The organism is Cyclobacterium salsum (assembly GCF_010119245.1).
Taxonomy (GTDB): domain Bacteria; phylum Bacteroidota; class Bacteroidia; order Cytophagales; family Cyclobacteriaceae; genus Cyclobacterium; species Cyclobacterium salsum.
In genome coordinates, this window is record NZ_WNKG01000003.1 from 452742 (window position 1) to 473216 (window position 20475).

Consider the following 20475-nt stretch of genomic DNA (forward strand, 5'->3'; position numbering starts at 1 on the left):
TTTCAGAACCTAAAAGTATACGCCAATTTCACGGTGGATTGGGTCTCTAAAACATCAAAACGATCCTCAAATTTCTGCCAATTATGATTGTGTACTACAAAAAGGGTATTACCGGGGTCGATCACCCAAATAAACCGACTGTTGGTTCCCAGCATGTTGGTTACATTATCGTATTGAATGTTGAAGTTTACCGATACCCATGGAGAGAAATCATAGCTGCTGATGAGCCGAAACAGATGGGTGTCAAAAGCTCCTTCCTGCAACCGTACCTGACTGAAAAGGTAGCTGCCCGTAAGATTTAGGCCTGCAAACGGACGAACGAACAAATCCATTTCCAGGTTTACTTGCCTACCCGTCCAGAATCCCATGTTTTCGATCGTAAGGTTCCCCCCGATTTTTCGGAAAGGAGCCGTTTGAACCTCCAGGGAATAACCATTATTCTGGTATATTCCTTCCTGAATGAGGTACCGACCATCCCGAAGCACATCAAAAATAAAATTAAGGTTCTCGTAATTATGATGAACATTTAAGTATAGGATGTCCCCAGTCTCCAACCGGATCCCCAAAAAGCGTACATTATGATTGATGGTGGCCGGTCGCCAGTCCATAAACATCAGGTATTCGAAATCATATTCCCAGCTGAGTTCCCGAATGGCTTTACTCTTATCGATCAAGGGGTTAAAAGTAAAGGTAGGTTGCAGGCGCCGAAAGCCATTTCTGGGCACGAAACCCACCGCTGGCGCGTATTGCTCACCAAACTCTCGGTAGGATACATGGGCATCCCAGGGTTGGTTGGGGAAATTTACTCTGAATCCCCGAACCGATCGATCCATCAAATTGCTGGATTCTTCATAAAAGGTAGGGGTATGGCCTACAAAAAAGGCCTGGAACTGTAAGTTGTTGTCGTCCAGAAAGCGGGAAGTGCTGAGACTTAAATCGGCACCAAACGTTTCCCGTACCGGAAGGCTGTCTCCATCGGTATCCCGGCGGGTGTAAATGACTCCAATGGTACTTTCCGAAGCAAAATTTTGTAACACCCGGCCCACGGTGAAATGCTCTCCCGGTATACTACCCTCCGATCCGGTTCTGACTTGTAAGAAACCCACATCTGTTTCTTTGATTCTACCGATTAGCCTGGCACCGTGTTTTATGGGAATAGGATTGCCCCCTTCCAAACCGATTCTTCGGCTAAAATAGGGGTTGGGATTGCTCGAAGGGGCAAACTGAAAGACATTAGAACCCTGCAAGAAAAAATCCCTTCTTTCCGGAAAAACCAAGGGAAAGCGGGTAAGGTTTACCTGGCGATTGTCTACTTCGGTTTCGGCAAAATCGGTATTGACGGTGATCCCCGCTTTTAGGTTTGGGGTAATATTATAGTTTAGTTCTCCTCCTGCGTTGTAGGTAAAGGTCTGCCTGGTAGCCGTTTCCGGAACGTCTTTTGCACTGGATTGGGAAACGATCGCATACGGAATGGCTTCCAGCCCCAGCCCCTGATTGATTCCGCGTAACCCGGTTAGCTTACCGGCATTTTGCGGACGTTCTATGCCTTGGTTTCGCTGATGCCCTACCCATAAGCTGGTTTCATTCTTCCGCCGGACGGTGCGTAGGAAATTAATTCCCCAGACCTCATCGGAGGGGTCAAAGTTTAAGGTCATAAATGGAATCCGAATCTCAGCCGACCAGCCCTGATCGTCTATACTCACCCAGGCTCTCCAGATCCCGTTCCAATCTCTGTTTAAAGTGCTTCCCTGTCCCGTACGCAAGATCCCGTCACCCATAAGGCCTACCGGATTGATCTCGAAATAGAAACCGGAGCGTTGATCATTATAGGTGTCAAGGATTAAAGCAAACACGTCATCGGTGGATAGGTCGGCATCCCTTCTTCGTTGAAACGCTTTGATTTGATCAGGCTGGCTATCGTATAGCCTGACCCCTATATACAGGTTTTTCTCATCAAATACCACCTTCACTTCCGTTTGCTCAGAAGCCAATTGTCCCTCCAGGGGTTCCTGCTGCCGGAACGCCGTGGCCACCTCTGCTTGCTGCCAAAAGTCCTCTTCCAGTCGGCCATCCAGTTCTGGTTGTACCTCGGCAGGGAGCGGATAGGCCCCTAAATCCTCCGATTGCCGGGCTATCCCCGGGAACAAAACAGAAAGTAAGCATCCTATGATTAGTATAGACTGTTTGATAAGGCAGGTGATTTTATGAACCACAAATTAGGGGAATACAAATGGACTGTTCCATGTTTTTTTTACGAGAGGTTGGAATTTGCCACTTTTACCAATCCATCCCGGCAAAAATAAAAAGACTATCCCCCGCTAGAATACATGCCTTTGCCTGATTGTATGCGGTTGATTTCTGCGTAAATGAGATCATATACCTGGTTTTTGAATAGTTCCAGTTTTTGATCGTATTCCCTGGCCTCATCCATCATGGACAAATAATAGTAGGCTCCCTCAATCACGACAAAAATTTTTTCCGCCAACAGCCCCGTATCGCCGCTTACGAGTACTTCGTCTTTATCCAAAAGGTTTTTGAGGGTTACCCGCAGTTTCACATGTAGGTTTTTGTACTCCTTTTTAATGGATTGATCCCGGAAGATAAAGGCATAACAGCTGAAAAACACGCCATCATCAAAAAGCAGGTTCCATTCTCTGGAAAAAAGCCGCTCGACCAATAACTCAGGGTCTACCCTGGGATTATTTTCAAGCTTACTGATAATGGGTTTGTAGATAAGTTGGTATTGATGGAGAATATGATCAATTAACCCAAGAATCAGTAGGCGTTTGTTTGGGAAGTAATGCATGACCAAACTTGGGGGCATGCCCAGGTGTTTGCCGATTTTGGCAATGGACACATTTTCCAACCCTTCCCGGCGGGACAACTCATACATACCGGAAATTATCTCCTTCTTTCTTTCCTTTCGGATCGTATTTTTCATATTGTTTAAGAATAAAAATCGCAATTTAGCGATAAAAATATTCTTTATGCGGATTTTTTATTAGTTTTGAATTATTTAATATTGAATGAATATTCAATAAATAATTAGTAATTCTAAGGTAACAGCAAGGTAATACAGACGAAGTAACTTGCCGGAAATCGCAAATCAGTATTTATCACCAATACCTAAATAATATGCAAAAAATGTTACAACAATTTAAAGAAATCAAAAGGAAAGCAGGTTTTTTAACCTTGCTGCTCAGTTTGATGCTACTGGGGGCCGCACAGGCTCAAATAGTGGTAACAGGAATGGTTAAAGATGGGGTGGAAGACCTGCCCCTGCCCGGTGTCTCCGTTTACCAAAAGGGAGGAAACAATGTTAGCATCACGGATATCGATGGTGAGTACAGGATTGAGGTGGCATCCCCTCAGTCAGAACTCGTTTTTTCCTTTATCGGTTTTGAGACACAAAATATCATCGTAGGCGACCGTACGACCATTGATGTCACCCTTTCGGCAGAAGAAACGCTGTTGGAACAGGTGGTGGTCGTTGGATATGGCACTCAAAAGAAAATCAACCTGACCGGTGCAGTCGATCAGGTATCCGGAGAAGACATCATCAACCGGCCCGTTGCCAATGTCATGCAAGGCTTACAGGGAGCCAGCCCCGGTTTGAACATCACCTATTCCGGAGGCCGTCCCGGTACCGTTCCGGATATCAATATTCGGGGTTTTACCTCCATCAATGGGGGAGGTCCTCTGATCGTGATCGACGGCATCGCCGTAGCTGACGAAGATTTGCTTCGTTTAAATCCGGCAGATATTGAGTCGTTTTCTGTATTGAGAGATGCGGCTTCTGCAGCGATCTATGGCGCAAGGGCAGCATTCGGAGTGGTGCTGATCACTACCAAGCAAGGCGGTAGTAAACAGAAGATATCCTACAACAGCAATTTCTCCTGGGGAAAGCCTACCGTGCTTCCCGGGCCGGTGACCGATCCTTACATCTATTCCCGAGTCATGGACCAGGCTACCAGCAATACGCCCTGGAATTATATTAATTTCAATGACTTTCATTATCAGTGGGCCAGAGAACGTTCCGCGGATCCCAGCGTGGAAGACGTGCGTGTAGATCCCAATAACCCCAATCAATGGGCTTATATGGGGAATAATGACTGGTACGGGTATTATTTTAACGATGCCAGTTTCTCAACCAATCAAAGTATGTCCATCAGCGGGAGTTCCAATAACGAGAACCTGCCCATGACCTATTATGTGTCCGGGGACTATACCCGTGAAAACGGTATGAATAAGCTTCAGCCCGATAATTGGGACCGCTATTCCCTTCGAGCGCGGGTAACAGCGACCCCTAAGAAATGGTTGAAACTGGATAATAACCTGAATATTTACCAAACCAAACGGGCAGAGTCTACCAATGACATCACCGATATTTATTATTTGACTCCTATTGAAGTGGCCGAAAACCCTGACGGAACCTGGGCCAATACCGATGCCGGTAGACTGGCTGCCCGTCTGGTAGATGGAGGCAGGAACCGCGAAGACATGTTTGGGTTTCATAATATACTCCGTGCCACCGGTACGTTCCTTAACGGCGACCTGACCGTGACGGGAAATGGGAGCTTTAAGCGGGAACAGTGGATTTATGGATGGGACCGAAGAAAATTTGAGATCGGTTTTGGTCCGGATGATGTGCGAACCGAAGGGGGAGATGGCCTGGTAGCCGAAAGAAATGGCAACCTGCAAAATACCATCTTTGATCTTTATGGAAACTATACCAAATCCTTTGGGGATCACTCCATCAACATTCTGGCAGGATATAACCAGGAGAGTTATTCCTACTCCTCTGTCGAATCGGAAAGAAGGGTCTTGATATCCTCCTCTTTGCCCTACCTGGGCCTCACTACCGGGGATTCGTTTATTCGCCCGGGATATAGTTCCTATGCTACCCAAAGTGTGTTTGGGAGGGCTAATTATACCTATGACAACAAATACATCCTGGAATTTAACGGCCGGTACGACGGTTCGTCCCGATTCCCTTCCTCCAACCGATGGGGCTTCTTCCCTTCCATTTCAGGAGCATGGATTATCAGTGATGAAGGATTTTTTCAGGACATGGCCATGGGAGCCGCTCCCACACTTAAAGTTAGGGGCTCTTACGGAAGTCTGGGAAATCAGAATGTTTCCAACTTTGGTTACCTGCAGGCATTGCCCACCGGACTATCCGATTACCTGATCGGTGGCGACCGACAGGTAATTGTTGAAAATGCCCCGGAACTAGCCGTGGATCCCAATTTCTATACCTGGGAGCGGGTTATTACGACCAATTTTGGCCTGGATCTGGGATTATGGGAAGATAAGTTCTTTGCCACCTTCGATTATTTTATCCGGGATACCAAAGACATGCTGACCAATCCGGTGGAACTACCTGGCGTATTGGGCACCTCTCCCCCTCAGCAAAATGCAGCCGACCTGCAAACCAAAGGCTGGGAGCTTTCTTTAAATTACCGAAATCAATTTGGTAGTTACGAAAAGCCGGTTCAGTTCTCGTCTAAGTTCTTTGTCTCCGATTCCAGGTCCTTTATTACCCGATTCGAAAACGAGCAGGGTTTGCTATCTAACTACAGAGTAGGCCAGGAAGTAGGCGAGATCTGGGGCTTGGTAAATGACGGAATGTTCAGCACAGAGGATGAGATCAGTCAGTTGGACCAATCGGCAATTGTTCCCTGGGGCGCACTGGATATCGTCCCAGGATGGCCCCGATACCAGGATTTAAACAACGATGGTAAAATTGAGCAGGGCCTTACGGAAACGGATTCCAAGGACCTTACCATCATCGGCAACAGCCGAGCCCGGTACCAATTGGGAGCCAACCTGAATGTATCCTGGAATGGCTTTGACATGTCCATGTTCTTGCAAGGAGTAGGCCGTCAGGATTATTATCCCCAACACTACCTCTTCTGGGGACCCTACCAGCAGCCTTACGCCAATATTTACCCCTGGAACCTGGATTTCTACCGGGGACAGGCTGACGGGGAGGCGCTGCGGGCCCAGCACAGCCAGTCCTATCTGGATGCCGGTTTAGCCGATCAGAACCTGGACTCCAGGTATCCGGTACTCCAGTCCTGGTTGGCGGACAACAATTATGGAACCGGACTGGATATCCCTCAAACCGGCTATTTACTAAATGCCGCTTATGTAAGGGTAAAAAACCTGACCGTTGGTTACTCGGTTCCGCAGGAAATCGCTGCCAAAATCAATGCCAGCCGAATACGGTTTTTTGTGACAGGTGAAAATCTATTCGAGTTTTCGGCCATCAAATCCTTTGTGGATCCCGAATCGGTTAATAATGGCTACGGCTGGTCTTACCCTTTCCAGAGAAGGTATTCATTTGGTGTAAACATTGACCTTTAATTCTAGAAAAAAATGAAAAGATATAGCATATATACCCTGATACTAAGTCTATTCTGTTTTTCGGCTTGCGATGAAGAGTTTATGGACAGGTATCCCCAGACATCCATATCACCCGAAGAATTTTTTAAAACCGAGGAAGACCTGAGGTTGTACGTGGATGGGTTGCTTTCCCTGCCGGATATGTTTGAATATCAGGCGGATCAAAGCAGTGATAATATGGCCACAACGGGGGCCGTGGAGATAAAAAGTATCATGACGGGTACTCCTAATTCGCAAAACATCACCAGCGGATGGGATTGGGAGCGGCTCCGTAACATTAATTATTTTCTGGAAAACAGTCCAAATGCGGATGCCAGTCCGGAGGCCATACAGCATTACGAGGGCCTGGCCAGGTACTACCGCGCTGTATTCTACTTTGACAAGGTAAAGCGGTACTCGGATGTGCCTTGGTACGGTCAGCTTTTAAACCCCTCGGATGAGGAGTTGTTGTACAAAGGCCGTGATTCCAGAGAGACCGTTGTATCCGGTATAATGGAAGATTTAGACTTTGCAGCAGCGCATGTCTGGGAAGATGTCCCCAGCGGTACCCCAGGCAACTGGGCGGTTAAAGCCTTCTATGCTCGCGTTGCCTTATACGAAGGCTCCTACCGAAAGTATCACGAGGAGTTGGGGCTGCAGGGATCTGCCAATGATTTTCTTACCCTGGCGAGAGACCTGTCAAAGGAAATTATGGATTCCGGTAATTTCTCCCTTCACCAAACTGGCAATCCTGAAAGTGATTACAAGGCCTTATTTAACAGCCAGGACCTTTCCGGCAATAGCGAAGTAATGCTCTTCAATCCCTACGATCTGAATAAAGATAAAAATAGCGATATCAATTATACGGTTTTTGGCACCTACGAACAATCCCCATCCAGAGACCTGGTGCAAACCTACCTGATGCGGGACGGTTCCCGGTTTACAGATCGACCCGGATTCGAAACCCTGCTTTATGTGGACGAATTCGAAAACAGGGATCCGCGCATGTCCCAGACCCTGGTCTATCCGGGTTGGGTGAGAGCACCGGAGCCGGATGCGTTTATTCCTATCCTAAACCGAAATTTTACGGGCTACTTTCAGCAAAAAGGATATAATAATACGACCGATAACATTGCCCTGGGTAGCCTTGATTTCCCGGTATACCGGTATGCGGAAGTATTGCTTACTTATGCGGAGGCACTGGCCGAATTGGGTAGCCTGACACAGGCGGATGCCGATATTTCGGTGAACCTGCTGCGCCAGCGAGCCGGCATGCCGGATTTGCAGGTGTCGCAGGCCAATGCCTTGCCGGATGCCTTTCTTACTGCCAAGTATCCCAATGTAAGCGGTCCGATGACGGGAGCAATATTGGAAGTACGCAGGGAACGAAGGGTGGAATTTGCCCTGGAGGGGTACCGATACGATGACCTGATGCGCTGGTCAGCAGGTGAGTTACTGGAAAACATCCCTGAAGGCATGTATTTTCCAGGCCTTGGAAAATACGATATGACTGGAGATGGTATCGAGGACATCATATTGATAGACAAGGATGCGGACGTTCCGGGCGATCCCGAAAAAGAAACCAATTCCCTGGGCAATATGCTCATCTATTACAAAACCGGTACGGTCGATGATAACGTGACCGTATACATGGAAAATGGCGCCCAGGGGGGTACCTTGGTGACAGAGACCACAGAACGAAGTTTTGAAGACCCCAAGTATTATTACCGTCCGATTCCTTTTCAACAAATAAGCTTAAATCCGAATCTGGAACAGATCTTTGGATGGGAATAATACCTTCTTAAAATTATTAATGGTAAGCTGCCGGAATTTCCGGTGGCTTACTTTTTTTCTATACCCGGTAAAATGTAACCTGAAACAACATATGATGAATAGAATGTATATCCTGACGGTCCTTTTTTTAGGCATTTTCCTGACTGCCTTTCAGGCTAGTGCTCAGGAAAAGAAAACCTTATTTATAATCTTAGACGGGATTCAGCGCGAACTGCTGCTCAAAAACCCTACTCCCAACCTGGACGATATCATCTCCGAAGGAGGTTATTTTCCGGCCTACGTAGGAGGAGCAAAGGGGGGATACTCCGAAACCCCCACCATATCGGCTGTGGGTTACAATAGCCTGCTTACCGGTGTTTGGGTCAACAAACACAACGTAAAAGGAAATAGTATCCGCCGGCCTAATTATAATTACTGGACGATTTTCAGGCATCTCCAGAACAATTACCCCAACAAGACCACTGCCGTGTACTCCACCTGGCTGGATAACCGCACCAAGTTGGTAGGAGAAAACCTGGAAGCCACAGGAAAGTTGCAGTTGGACTATCACTTTGATGGCCTGGAAGTCGATACCCTTGGATATCCCCATGACGATAAAAGTGATTATATCAAAAGAATCGACCAGGAAGTGGCTGCGTATGCGGCCGAAGATGTCCGAGAAAAAGCACCGGATCTGACCTGGGTGTACCTACAGTACACCGATGATATGGGGCATCGCTTCGGAGCGAGTCCCGAAATGGATCTGGGAATTCAGGAAGCAGACCGACAGGTTGGGATGATTTGGGATGCCATCCAGGAGCGGGAAAAGAGGTTTGATGAAGAATGGCTGATTGTCATCACTACTGATCACGGCCGGGGAGAAGGGGGATTTCACCATGGAGGCCAGTCTGATGAAGAAAGGGCTACCTGGATTATTACCAATAATGCCCTCAATGAAATCGCCTCCCAGACACCCGGAATCGTGGATATTTTCCCAACCATGGCCACCTATATGGGGATTACGATTCCGAAGAATCAAGCCATGGAAGTCGATGGGGTTTCCCTTTTAGGGGAGGCGTATGCCTCTCATTTGACGGGCGCGCTATCCGGTACGGAATTACAATTGAATTGGAAAAGCTATGGAAAGGAAGAAACGGCCCGGGTTTGGATCACCCCTACGAATCAATTCCGGTACGGCAACTCAGACCTTTACCGACAGTTGGGGGAAGTGAACTTGGAAGACGGTTCGGCAACTTTTGATATTAATGTTCCCCAGGATAACCTGAAAGTGGTTCTGGAATTGCCCAACGGATTTATTAATGTGTGGGTAAATAGCACCGATTGATCCTTGTTTAGCAGGTTTACCTACCATTTGTGTAAATCTAATGATATATTTGGCGTTTAAGGTCCTAAATTGGACTTTGAACGTCAATTTTAATGAATAAACTAATATTAGCATACTCATTTCTATTTTTCACTAATTTTATTGCTTTCGGTCAACGCCCGGAACCGGCAAGCATGTATGCCGTGCGCCTAGAGGAGCCGGTTACAGTCGATGGCCGACTGGATGAAGGTGTCTGGCAAGAAGATGGTTGGATCTCTGATTTTATCCAGACCTTTCCTTCGGATACTTCTCTGGCCGTGGCTCAGTCCAAAGTTAAAATTGCCTATGACGATAAGTTTCTATATATCGCGGCGATCATGCTCAATCCCGAACCAAGGGAAAAATACGTAAGCACCTCCCTCAGAAGAGATTACCGCGGCAATCAGAATGATGGGATCAGTATTGTCATCGATACCTTTAACGATAAGACCAACGGGTACATTTTTGGCGTAAATCCCTATGGGGTTCAGCGAGAAGCGATGATGGGTAACGGAGGCTTGCAACCTACTGATTTCAACCTGGCCTGGGATAACAAATGGTATTCAGAAGCCGCGATTCATGAGGACCACTGGATCGTGGAAATCGGTATTCCGTTTTCTACGCTACGGTATAAAGACGATACGGACAACTGGAACGTGAATTTCTACCGCATCGATAGCAAGTATTCCGAAAAAAGTACCTGGACACCGATTCCCAAAAATTTCAACGTCACCCACATGGCGTTTACCCAGAATCTCTATTTTCCAGAGCCCTTGCCCAAATCCGGCGGAAATTATTCCCTCATTCCCTATGCGGCCATGGCGACATCAAATAATTCCCTGGAAGGGTACAGCGAACCCTTGAAACCCTCCTTCGGTGGGGATGCCAAAATCGGGCTGGGACCGGCCATGAACCTGGACCTGACAGTCAACCCGGATTTTTCCCAAGTAGAGGTAGACGAGCAAGTAACGAATCTCGATCGATTTGAGATTTTCTTTCCGGAACGCCGACAGTTTTTCCTGGAAAACGTAGACCTTTTTGCTGATTTTGGTACCGACCGCATCCGGCCCTTTTTCTCGCGCCGAATAGGAGTGGACCGCGATGAATCCACCGGGCAGAATGTGCAGAACCAGATCCTATACGGGGCACGCCTGAGTGGAAAATTAACAGATGACTGGCGCATAGGGGCCATGAACATGCAGACCGGAAGCGATCCCCTGCGAGGCATTACCGGCAAAAACTTTTCGGTAGCAGCCCTTCAGCGAAAAGTGTTTAACCGCTCCAATGTGGGCGTTATGCTGATCAATCGGGAAACGCTGGACATGGAAAGAACCAACCTGGTCAACGGTGACCATAACCGGCTGGCAGGCATCGATTACAACCTTTTTTCCAAAGACAACCGCTGGAGCGGTAAGTTTTTCTACCATCGCACCTTTGAAAAAGGCGTGGACGAGGATACCGGCACCGGACATGCCCAACTGGCGTTTAATGACGTAAATTTTAACGCCGGCCTGGCCTATTCTTACGTGGGCGAAAATTACAATCCCCTGGTGGGCTATACCCCCCGGACGGGATACCAACGCATTGCTCCGGAAATAGGCTATACCTTTTTTCCCGATTCTGAGCATATCAACCGGCATGGTCCGGGTTTTCTCTCCGAAACCCTGTGGAACCCTTCCCTGGGCGTTACGGACGAGTTGCATACCCTGAATTACCTGGTGCAGTTTCATTCCTTTGCAGAGGTGACGCTGAGTGGCAATAACCAATACACTTACCTCTTTTTTCCCTTTGACCCAACCCGCACCGGAGGCGAACCGCTGGCCGAGGGAACCGGGTATCGGTACAGCTACCTGGGAATTGATTTTCGCACGGATCCCAGAAAAGCACTGGCCCTTCAGGGTACCGGACAGATCGGACAATATTACAGTGGCACCATGGCAAATTTTACGGGAGTTGCGCAATGGCGGATCGGCTACCGGGCTAATATATCCATGAACCTGAGTTACAGTCGTATCCGGCTGCCCGAACCCCAAAAGGATGCCGACCTGTTTTTGATCGGCCCCCGGATAGACCTTACCTTTACCCGAAGCCTATTCTGGACTACCTTTATTCAGTACAATAACCAGATCGACAATATTAACATCAACACCCGGATTCAGTGGCGCTATGCCCCGGTATCGGATCTATTTATGGTGTATACTGACAATTATTTTCCCGGTACCTTCGCCTCCAAGCAACGGGCCTTTGTGATGAAGCTGAATTACTGGCTGAATTTATAAACCTGTGGTTGATTTGCATACCATTCTTTCCTAGTAGTGTGCGTACAATTTTACGACTTCGATTTGATTGGTTAAAAAGCAACGCTAATCACGGAGAACATTTGGGATACATCGTTTAGCTACCTACTTGATTAATAGTCCGAAATGATTAATTTAGGGAGTGAAAAGAAACAAGATGGATTGTCTGTCGGCCTCTTCAGCTATCCATAAAAACTCCGGATGGAAACCCTTTAAAAATTTCGAATGGAGGCTTATTTGAATACAATCATTAAAACCAAAATAGCGATGAACCAGGTTAGGCTGAGTCTTTTTATTCTAATTATTTCCGTTGTAACGGTTCATTGCCAGACACCCACAGCAAAGAAAAGTCTCAATACCCTACCTCCGGAGCTTATCGAAGTGATCGAAAAACGCATTGCGGATGGGGTGACGCCAAGTATGGCCATTGCCTTAATTGATTCTGCCGGAATAACGTATCATAATTTCGGAAAAACTGCCACGGATGGTAAGGCTGTTGATGAGCATACCATCTACGAAATTGGGTCTATTTCCAAGGTATTTACCGGGATTCTGCTTGCCCAGCAAGTGTTGGATGGCGATCTCAAACTGGAAGATGAGATAAATGAGTTTTTACCGAACGGTGTTAAAGCCGCAAAGATGGGCGAAGGCGAAATTACCTTTGGCCACCTTACGGACCATACCTCGGGATTCCCCAGAATGCCTGACAATTTTGACCCTGCCAATCCCAACAATCCCTTTGCAGATTATACGGTAGATCAGATGTATGCCTTTATTTCAAACTATGAGCCTGTGAGGGAAGTAGGCGCTGCCTACGAGTATTCCAATTTCGCCCAGGGGCTTTTGGGGCACCTGCTTGCCCAAAAAAAGAACAGTACTTATGAAGCATTGATGGTGCAAACCATTGCCGATCCACTGAATATGGATGATACACGAATTGACTTAACGGATCGAATGAAAGGAAATCTGGCCCTGGGCCACAATGAAGGCAAAGTAGTTGAAAATTGGGACATCCCCACACTTGCCGGTGCAGGGGCGATTAGAAGTTCATCCTCCGATATGGCAGCGTTTATTGCCGCTAATTTGGGTTATGTAGAAACCCAGCTAACAGAGGCCATGGCCTTATCTCATAAAGTCCGGCATGGAAAAGCAGGGAACATGCGCGTAGCCATGGGTTGGCATATTAAGAGTGGGGATGAGGGGGATGTAATCTGGCATAATGGAGGCACCGGAGGGTACAGGACTTTTGCCGGGTTTGTGAAAGAAACGGGAATCGGAGTGGTACTTTTGACCAATTCGTCTTTAAGTTCGGATGATATCGGATTTCATTTACTGGATCCCGGCTCGGATTTAGCGGTTTTGAAATCCAAAAAGGAGGCAGTAGAGGTACCCGAAGCCACTCTTGAACAATACGTGGGCGTTTATGAGTTAAGCCCCGATTTTAAAATCACCATCACCAAAGAAGGGAAGCAGTTATTTTTGCAGGCCACCGCTCAGCCACGCTTCGAAATTTATCCGGAAAACGACACTAAATTTTACCTGACGGTCGTGGAGGCAAGCATTTCTTTTCAACGAAAAAATGATGTAGTCGAAAGCCTTATCCTTTACCAAGGCGGTCAGGAAATACCGGGCAAGAAGGTAGAATAAGAGGTTTTTTCCTGTTAAAACGTGCCCGTTAAACCGAACGCACCCAACTCCCCCTTACCAAGGGGGCGCAGAGCCTGTCCCGACCAGAGTCGGGAGGGATTTTTACGTAAATAATAGTAAATCAGGTTTTTATAAAACATTAATACCTCGTCCCGTTACCATTTTTGAAAATTGATGGTAGCGACGAGTCAAACCGATTTGGAATAGTTGAAACGTGTACCCAACTGTAAAAACGTGCCCACTAAAATAAACGTACCCAACTCCCCCTTACCAAGGGGGCAAGGGGGATTAAATATCGTAAATATCAATAAATCAATATATTATAAATCATAAATGACTCGTTCTGCTACAGTTTTATACAGAAATGAAATAAAACAGTAAGCTGATTTTGTATGAATGAATTGGTAAAGAACTGATTTGGTATAGTTTAATCAGTTACCGTAATCCCATTAGTTAAAACGTGTCCGTTAAACCGAACGTACCCAACTCCCCCTTACCAAGGGGGTTAGGGGGATTTACTTACGTAAACATCAGTAAATCAATATATTATAAAAAAATTAATAGCTTGTCCCGTTACAAAGTAATTATTCAGATAAACACGCCATTAGCCCCCCAATACACGAAAGACTCTGAGATGAAGAATTAACCTTTTTTTCAATCTCCCCCAGAAAATTTCTAACAAATTAGTTTTGTTTCAACTAAAAAATAATTAGGTTTAACACCTTGTAAAACAGGTTAAAAAAACGATCAGGTCAATGGAATCCTTCTCCGGCTATTTGGAAAATAAAAATAGAATCTTAATGCTGTTTGGGTTACTTTTGATGGCATTGGGAAATTCCTGCACCAAGGACCAATCCCTTGATCCCTTGCCCCGGGATTATACAGCACGCATGACCCTGCTTCCCTCAGATACCCTGAGAATCCCCATTGGGTACCGCTCGAATGTATACAGCAAATACATCAAGAAATGTGAGATTGATGGCATCCCTTTCCTGGGAGTAGTCAACGAAAACACCAACGAACTGGAGTTTTATGCCCTTTCTGAAAAGGGAGAGGACTTCAAAGTTCGATTCCAACTTGATGGACCAAATGCTGTAGGACAGCTTAAGGCCTTTGAAGTTATTTCAGACTCTACCCTACTTATAGCAAGCACATATAGGATTCGACTCTATGTAACAGATTTTGATGGAAATCTAAAAAAAACGATAAAAACAAATGAAGTGGAGAGAAAGGATAAACCTTTCGTTCAAATTTATTATACAAATCAACCCATAGTTTTCGACAGAAACAAACAGGATGCCTTCTTATTCACCAGAGTAGATGCCGATTTCAATAGTCCCGGAATATGGTCAGGAACTATGTTTTTAAAAGTATCAACGAATAACAAAGGATCGATCAACCATATATTTAAGTTACCTTCTCATTTTGATAATTATATTCACGGTTCCCATTTTTGCCATGGTTCCCATCTATTGATGGAGAACCGTTACCTGATTCTCAGTAGTTCTTTTTATAACAACCTATTAATCTACGATCTAAAAAAGGGGGAAATGATAGAAAGGGAAGGTGGAAGCAAATATTTTGGTGACGTATTTCCAATGGAAGGACCAAAATCAACTTCGGATTTACATGAAGAATTCTACATTACGTCAAATTCATATCGAGAAATTGCCTATGATGAGGAAAATCAATTGCTCTACCGCTTGGCTTATCGTGGGGTGGACTATATTGGGCCAGATGGACAAAGAAAGAACTGGGACAATAAACCACCTTCTGTGATCATTATTAACAGCGACTTTGAAAAAGTAGGGGAAATGGACCTGCCGGTTAATACAATTTATACTTGGATGTATTTTACCCATGACGGTAAGCTTTATCTGTCCCTTAATCATCCCGACAATAACCCTTCGGAAGACCAGATGGTGTTTGTAGGGTTTAAACCGGAGAAGTTATAAATATAATAATTTCCTTACGGTTGGTCTTTGGTTTCCGGCAATACAAATGCCTTGTTTGCGTAGCTCATCGGATACCTGGGATGTAGTTGCAAACTACACGCAGAGACAGTTTTGGGGATTACAAATCCCCCATATCTGAACCTCGGAATTACAAATTCCGAGGAGCGGAGTTAAAAAATATTAAAACTATTTTTTATTTATCTATATACCGTATTTTTAGGTAAAATAGATTTACGATATGATTGATTTTTCCAGAGAATTAAAGGTGTTGTCTTGCTTTATGCTTTTTCAAGCTTTTATTTTCAATGGATTATCCCAGGGGATCAGAGGGTTGGTAACTTCTGAAGAAGGGGAACCCCTGGCTTACGCTACCGTCTTTGCACGGAACCTGAATGATGGCATCCCTACCAACCAGAATGGGCTGTTTGAATGGAAATTGCCACCTGGAAACTACGATATTATTGTACAATACCTCGGCTACCAGTCTAAATTACAGACAGTGGAAGTAAAGAGCAGTTGGGTAGACCTGGATGTAAGTCTGGAAATGCAAACGTTTGCTTTGCAGGAGGTAGAGGTAAGGGGGGATCAGGAAGATCCGGCACTTACCGTCATGCGCAAAGCCATAGCAAAAGCAAAATTTCACCGCCTTCAGGTTCAGGAATACAGCATGATGGTGTACATTAAAGGAACGGGAGAACTGACCAATGCTCCCTTTTTCCTGAAAAAGAAACTGAAAGAAGAAGGGGTTGGACTCAATGAGGCCTATACTTCAGAATCAGTCTCTAAAATTCACTTTAAGCAGCCGGATGAAATTACTGAGACGGTCATCAGTATACGGTCCACTGGTGAAAACAACCAGACTTCACCTGCTCCCTATATCGGGGCCAGTTTTTACGATGAGCAGATCAATGGCGTTATTTCCCCCCTTTCCAGGTCCGCCTTTGCTTATTATCGGTTTCGGTTAGAAGGGAATTTTTTTGAAAATGGGGTTATGGTAAATAAAATACGAGTTATTCCCCGTTCGAAAGGAGAAAAGGTATTTGATGGATATATTTATATCATTGAGGATTTATGGGCCATTCATAGCCTGAATTTGAAAACTTCTCTCATGGGTTTTGATGTAGCGGTAACCCAGCAATATGCTCCGGTGGAAGAAAACATCTGGATGCCCCTGACCCATACCTATACTTTCGGGGGAAAGTTTTTTGGTTTTGCCGGGGAGTACCAGTACCTGGCATCAACCAGGGATTACCAAATCACGCTGAATCCCGATCTTCTGGTGGATACCAGGATTCTGGACGAAAAAGTAGAGGAGATTCCCGATCACCTTCCGGAAATTACCAAAAGCGCAGACCCCATCGAACAGTTGGCAGCCGCTGATCAGATGAGCAGAAAGGATTTCAGAAAAATGGTCAATGCCTATGAAAAGGAATCCTTGAAGGAGAGAGAGCAGGCGGAAGTCCTATCCCAAAGAACTTATAAGGTAGATTCCATGGCCACCAAAAGAGGGCTTGTATATTGGGACAGCATCCGGCCGGTCCAACTGACAGCCAAAGAAATACAAGGCTATCGCAGGGATGATAGTTTGGCTGTAGTGGAGGCGGCCCGTGAAAGTGATGTTGACTCCGTGGCTCAGAAAGCTAAAAGAAAATTTCAACCACTTGATTTCCTAACGGGTGGAGATTACAGTTTCGGGAAAGGCAGGTCTGCAGGTTTTCATTCCAATTGGACCAACATGTCCTTCAACACCGTAGAAGGGTTTAAAATCGGCTTTTCGGGTTACTACCGGGCTGAAAAGAACACCAAAATGGCAGACAGTGTAACCAACCACCTGCGGTCCTGGAATTTCAGACCTGCATTCAGGTATGGTTTTGCAAGTAAGAAGTCCTATGGAATGCTGCACATCCGGCGCTCGGTGACCAAAGGAAGGCCGGGCCATACCTGGGGGATCGAAGGAGGGAAATACCTTTACCAATACAATGGGGAGGACCCCATCAATGAGCAAGTCAATGCCCTGTATTCCTTATTTTTCAGGCAAAATTACATGAAACTGTATGAGAAAACCTTTACCAGATTGTACCTGGCTCATAGAATTACGGATGCCTTCACCTACAGGGTTAATTTCCGGTTGGAAGATCGGGTGAACTTGGAGAACAATTCCGATTACAGTTTTTACAATAAGCCGGAACGAACGTATACTTCCAATCGACCAATGAACCAGGAAGCAGGGAACGAGGCCTTTGCACCTAATGAGGCCGTATTGGTAAGTGGGGCTATTGAGTGGCGACCCGGATTGAAATACCGTATAAGAAACGGAAGAAAATTCCCGCTTATGGAAACGTCTCCCCTGGTAAAATTTAATTATAACAAAAATTTTTCAGGAGCTGGTAAATTCGATCACCTTGAATTGGGCGTAGTGCATGCGTTTAACTTCGGCGTAAGTGGTAAATTGGATTTAAACGTGCAAACGGGTACTTTCCTGAATCATTCTCAGGTCTATTTTATGGACTTCAAACATTTTGGAGGTAACCGGACCATCTTTAGTAATATGGGAGCCGCCAGCAATTACCGGTTTTTGGATTACTACCAATACAGCACCGCAGGTCCCTATTTCAGTAGCATCATGCATTATCAATTCAGGAAATTTCTTTTTACCCAATTGCCGGTGCTCCGGTTTTCAGGCATCAGGGAAAATCTTTTTTTCAATTATCTAAAAACCCAAAATGCTCCCCATTATTGGGAGTTGGGTTATTCGTTGGACAACCTGTATCGGATTTTCAGGGTAGAGATTGGTGCTGGTTTTGAAAACGGCAAGTACAAAAGAGGCGGGATTCGGTTTGGTATCGCTACTTTCATTCAGGTCAATGTAGGGGAATGAGGTTTGTTTGTGAGCGATTATACACTTGGAAAAATTTTCAAAATAAGAGCTGCTAGGGAAAATCTAAATCATTCCATTAACCTTTGTATTATTTTTTGTCCCGGGTTTTAAGAAGGCGGGAAGAAACGGTAAGAAGCCAACTGGTGTGATGCTGGCATTTTCTGATCGTATACCGATGACGGGTTTGGTCGTCAATGGTAGGGTGAAGACGGGAATAAAAAGGAATCGAAAATAGCCATCCACCCGCGGCAGTCTGAAGGGGGACGTGGACGACCTTTCGATCCTATTCCCATTTCCCGATGGATTAATGCTGCCGCTCCGAATCAGATCGCTTCGCTGTGCTCGCGATGACGGTAGGTGTACCGATGAGGTATTATATAATATGTTGAATTCTTAATAGATATAAATAAATACCGTCATCCCGATTTCTTCGTTTTTTAAAATGTTAGGTCTCGTAATGACAATATTCCATTCCAAAAAGGGACAGATGACAGGTAAAGGCTACTCGCTTTATTTGACTGGAAATTTTCTCATCGATAATCGAAGTTCTCCAGGCCAGGATTTTATATCATGCCTTTCCGGCCTTCAAAGGTTATTGTTAATTTGGGAGCTTGAATTAGCTGTTTTATGAAAAGTAGGTTTATGATCCCGATGATATTATTTTCAATAATCATTTTGATGGCTTACGGGTTGTTATATGCTTTTCAGGAAAAGTTTCTTTTCTTCCCTGAAAAACTGAAAAGCAATTTCCTCTTTCAATTTGACCAAAGATTTGAAGAAATGAACATCCGGATGAAAGATGGCATTTCATTGAATGCATTGCTATTCAAAACCGATCATCCAAATGGCCTTATTTTTTACCTGCATGGAAATGCCGGATCATTAAGAACCTGGGGTGGGGTAGCTGAGGTTTTTACCGAATTTGGTTATGACCTGTTTATACTGGATTATAGAGGTTATGGCAAAAGTGAAGGTACGATTCAGGGGCAGAAACAAATGTATCAGGACGTTCAAAGGGCTTACGACGCGCTGAAAAACAGGTACCTTGAGCAGGAGATCATCGTTTTGGGGTATTCTATGGGTACCGGTCCGGCTTCAAAATTGGCTTCCGTCAATCAACCCAAATTGTTGATTTTGCAGGCACCCTATTACAGCTTATCCGACCTGGTGCAACATTATTTCCCGATTTTTCCTTCGTTTTTGCACAAGTATCCTTTTGAAAATTTCCGGCACATTCAAAAATGCAACATGCCAGTGGTGATTTTTCATGGTGATCAGGACGAAGTCATTTATCCAGGGTCCTCCATTAAATTAAAAAAACATTTTAAAAAGCAGGACTCCCTGATCATGCTTAGCGGTCAGCAGCACAATGGAATGACGTTTAACCCTGAATATCAGTTAAAAATAAAGGGAATATTGAATCAATAACTTGCAGTTGTACACTTAACTCGTCTGTACATTTTTAGCCATGCATTCCTATTCATTTATGCACCGGCTTATGATGGATAGCCGACTCCTCGACCGCCAGCCTTATCAATGAGTGGATTCTATCGGTTTTGAGGGAAAATGCAGGAACAGGGACAATAAAAGCTCCTTCCGTGCTCATAAATAAATATCGTAGACATTAATTGGATTGTGAACCAATCCCCCTTAATAAGGGGGCAAGGGGGATTTACTTACGTAACTATCAATATTTCAGTATATTAAATAGTTGAAATCCTCGAAAAATCCCCCAACCCCCTTTAAAAAAGGGGGAATTGCTGAAAATGTGATTTTTTGCTGAAATTGGGTAATGCAATCGGGCTAATAAACGCCAAGGTTTTTAAATTCCGTAAGCCCGAACGTGCACAAATCCCCCTTATCAAAGGGGGCAAGGGGGATTTTTTTACTTAACTATCAATATTTCAGTATATTGAATAGTTGAAATCCTCGGAAAAATCCCCCAACCCCCTTTAAAAAAGGGGGAATTGCTGAAAATGTGATTTTTTGCTGAAATTGGGTAATGCAATCGGGCTAATAAACGCCAAGGTTTTTAAATTCCGTAAGCCCGAACGTGCACAAATCCCCCTTATCAAAGGGGGCAAGGGGGATTTTTTTACTTAACTATCAATATTTCAGTATGACCCGTCCTGAAAAAAGTTTACAGATTTAAATTTTATTCATTGTTAGTCCTAC

At 45.1% G+C, this 20475-nt stretch carries 10 protein-coding genes; 8 read left to right on the plus strand and 2 right to left on the minus strand.

Annotation, left to right across the window (positions count from 1 at the left end):
* Positions 1 to 2: 2 nt before the first annotated feature.
* Both GJS45_RS07245 and GJS45_RS07250 read right to left on the minus strand, forming a co-directional pair.
* Positions 3 to 2147 (minus strand): carbohydrate binding family 9 domain-containing protein, encoded by a 2145-nt coding sequence (locus GJS45_RS07245; RefSeq protein WP_235954660.1) that lies wholly within the window; start codon positions 2145 to 2147, stop codon positions 3 to 5.
* 161 nt (positions 2148 to 2308) lie between these two features.
* Positions 2309 to 2941, minus strand: coding sequence for a TetR family transcriptional regulator (locus tag GJS45_RS07250; protein ID WP_162340796.1), 633 nt, complete (start codon positions 2939 to 2941; stop codon positions 2309 to 2311).
* Positions 2942 to 3144: 203 nt separating this feature from the next.
* Between GJS45_RS07250 and GJS45_RS07255 the strand changes: the two genes are divergently transcribed.
* From GJS45_RS07255 to GJS45_RS07290, 8 genes are all read left to right on the plus strand, one after another.
* A complete protein-coding gene (locus GJS45_RS07255; protein ID WP_235954662.1) occupies positions 3145 to 6369 on the plus strand; it encodes a SusC/RagA family TonB-linked outer membrane protein in 3225 nt (1074 codons plus the stop codon).
* A 12-nt stretch (positions 6370 to 6381) separates the two neighbouring features.
* Positions 6382 to 8181 carry a RagB/SusD family nutrient uptake outer membrane protein gene (locus GJS45_RS07260; RefSeq protein ID WP_162340798.1) on the plus strand — a complete coding sequence of 600 codons (1800 nt, stop codon included), beginning with the start codon at positions 6382 to 6384 and terminating at the stop codon, positions 8179 to 8181.
* Positions 8182 to 8272: 91 nt separating this feature from the next.
* Positions 8273 to 9505 carry an alkaline phosphatase family protein gene (locus tag GJS45_RS07265; RefSeq protein WP_162340799.1) on the plus strand — a complete coding sequence of 411 codons (1233 nt, stop codon included), beginning with the start codon at positions 8273 to 8275 and terminating at the stop codon, positions 9503 to 9505.
* 92 nt (positions 9506 to 9597) lie between these two features.
* The gene (locus GJS45_RS07270; protein WP_162340800.1) at positions 9598 to 11802 is read left to right on the plus strand and encodes a DUF5916 domain-containing protein; all 2205 of its coding nucleotides are present in this window, start codon (positions 9598 to 9600) and stop codon (positions 11800 to 11802) included.
* A gap of 285 nt (positions 11803 to 12087) precedes the next feature.
* Positions 12088 to 13467 (plus strand): serine hydrolase, encoded by a 1380-nt coding sequence (locus GJS45_RS07275; protein ID WP_162340801.1) that lies wholly within the window; start codon positions 12088 to 12090, stop codon positions 13465 to 13467.
* A gap of 755 nt (positions 13468 to 14222) precedes the next feature.
* Positions 14223 to 15422 carry a DUF4221 family protein gene (locus tag GJS45_RS07280; RefSeq protein WP_235954665.1) on the plus strand — a complete coding sequence of 400 codons (1200 nt, stop codon included), beginning with the start codon at positions 14223 to 14225 and terminating at the stop codon, positions 15420 to 15422.
* Positions 15423 to 15660: 238 nt separating this feature from the next.
* A complete protein-coding gene (locus GJS45_RS07285) occupies positions 15661 to 18300 on the plus strand; it encodes a DUF5686 and carboxypeptidase regulatory-like domain-containing protein (protein ID WP_162340802.1) in 2640 nt (879 codons plus the stop codon).
* A 642-nt stretch (positions 18301 to 18942) separates the two neighbouring features.
* Positions 18943 to 19728, plus strand: a complete 786-nt coding sequence (locus GJS45_RS07290) for an alpha/beta hydrolase (protein WP_235954666.1) — start codon at positions 18943 to 18945, stop codon at positions 19726 to 19728.
* Positions 19729 to 20475 lie beyond the last annotated feature (747 nt).

Bases quoted from the DNA above. Each gene is read 5' to 3' on its own strand.
- GJS45_RS07250 (WP_162340796.1), bottom strand. From the start codon at position 2,941: ATGAAAAATACGATCCGAAAGGAAAGAAAGAAGGAGATAATTTCCGGT.
- GJS45_RS07255 (WP_235954662.1), top strand. From the start codon at position 3,145: ATGTTACAACAATTTAAAGAAATCAAAAGGAAAGCAGGTTTTTTAACC.
- GJS45_RS07260 (WP_162340798.1), top strand. From the start codon at position 6,382: ATGAAAAGATATAGCATATATACCCTGATACTAAGTCTATTCTGTTTT.
- GJS45_RS07265 (WP_162340799.1), top strand. From the start codon at position 8,273: ATGATGAATAGAATGTATATCCTGACGGTCCTTTTTTTAGGCATTTTC.
- GJS45_RS07270 (WP_162340800.1), top strand. From the start codon at position 9,598: ATGAATAAACTAATATTAGCATACTCATTTCTATTTTTCACTAATTTT.
- GJS45_RS07275 (WP_162340801.1), top strand. From the start codon at position 12,088: ATGAACCAGGTTAGGCTGAGTCTTTTTATTCTAATTATTTCCGTTGTA.
- GJS45_RS07280 (WP_235954665.1), top strand. From the start codon at position 14,223: ATGGAATCCTTCTCCGGCTATTTGGAAAATAAAAATAGAATCTTAATG.
- GJS45_RS07285 (WP_162340802.1), top strand. From the start codon at position 15,661: ATGATTGATTTTTCCAGAGAATTAAAGGTGTTGTCTTGCTTTATGCTT.
- GJS45_RS07290 (WP_235954666.1), top strand. From the start codon at position 18,943: ATGATCCCGATGATATTATTTTCAATAATCATTTTGATGGCTTACGGG.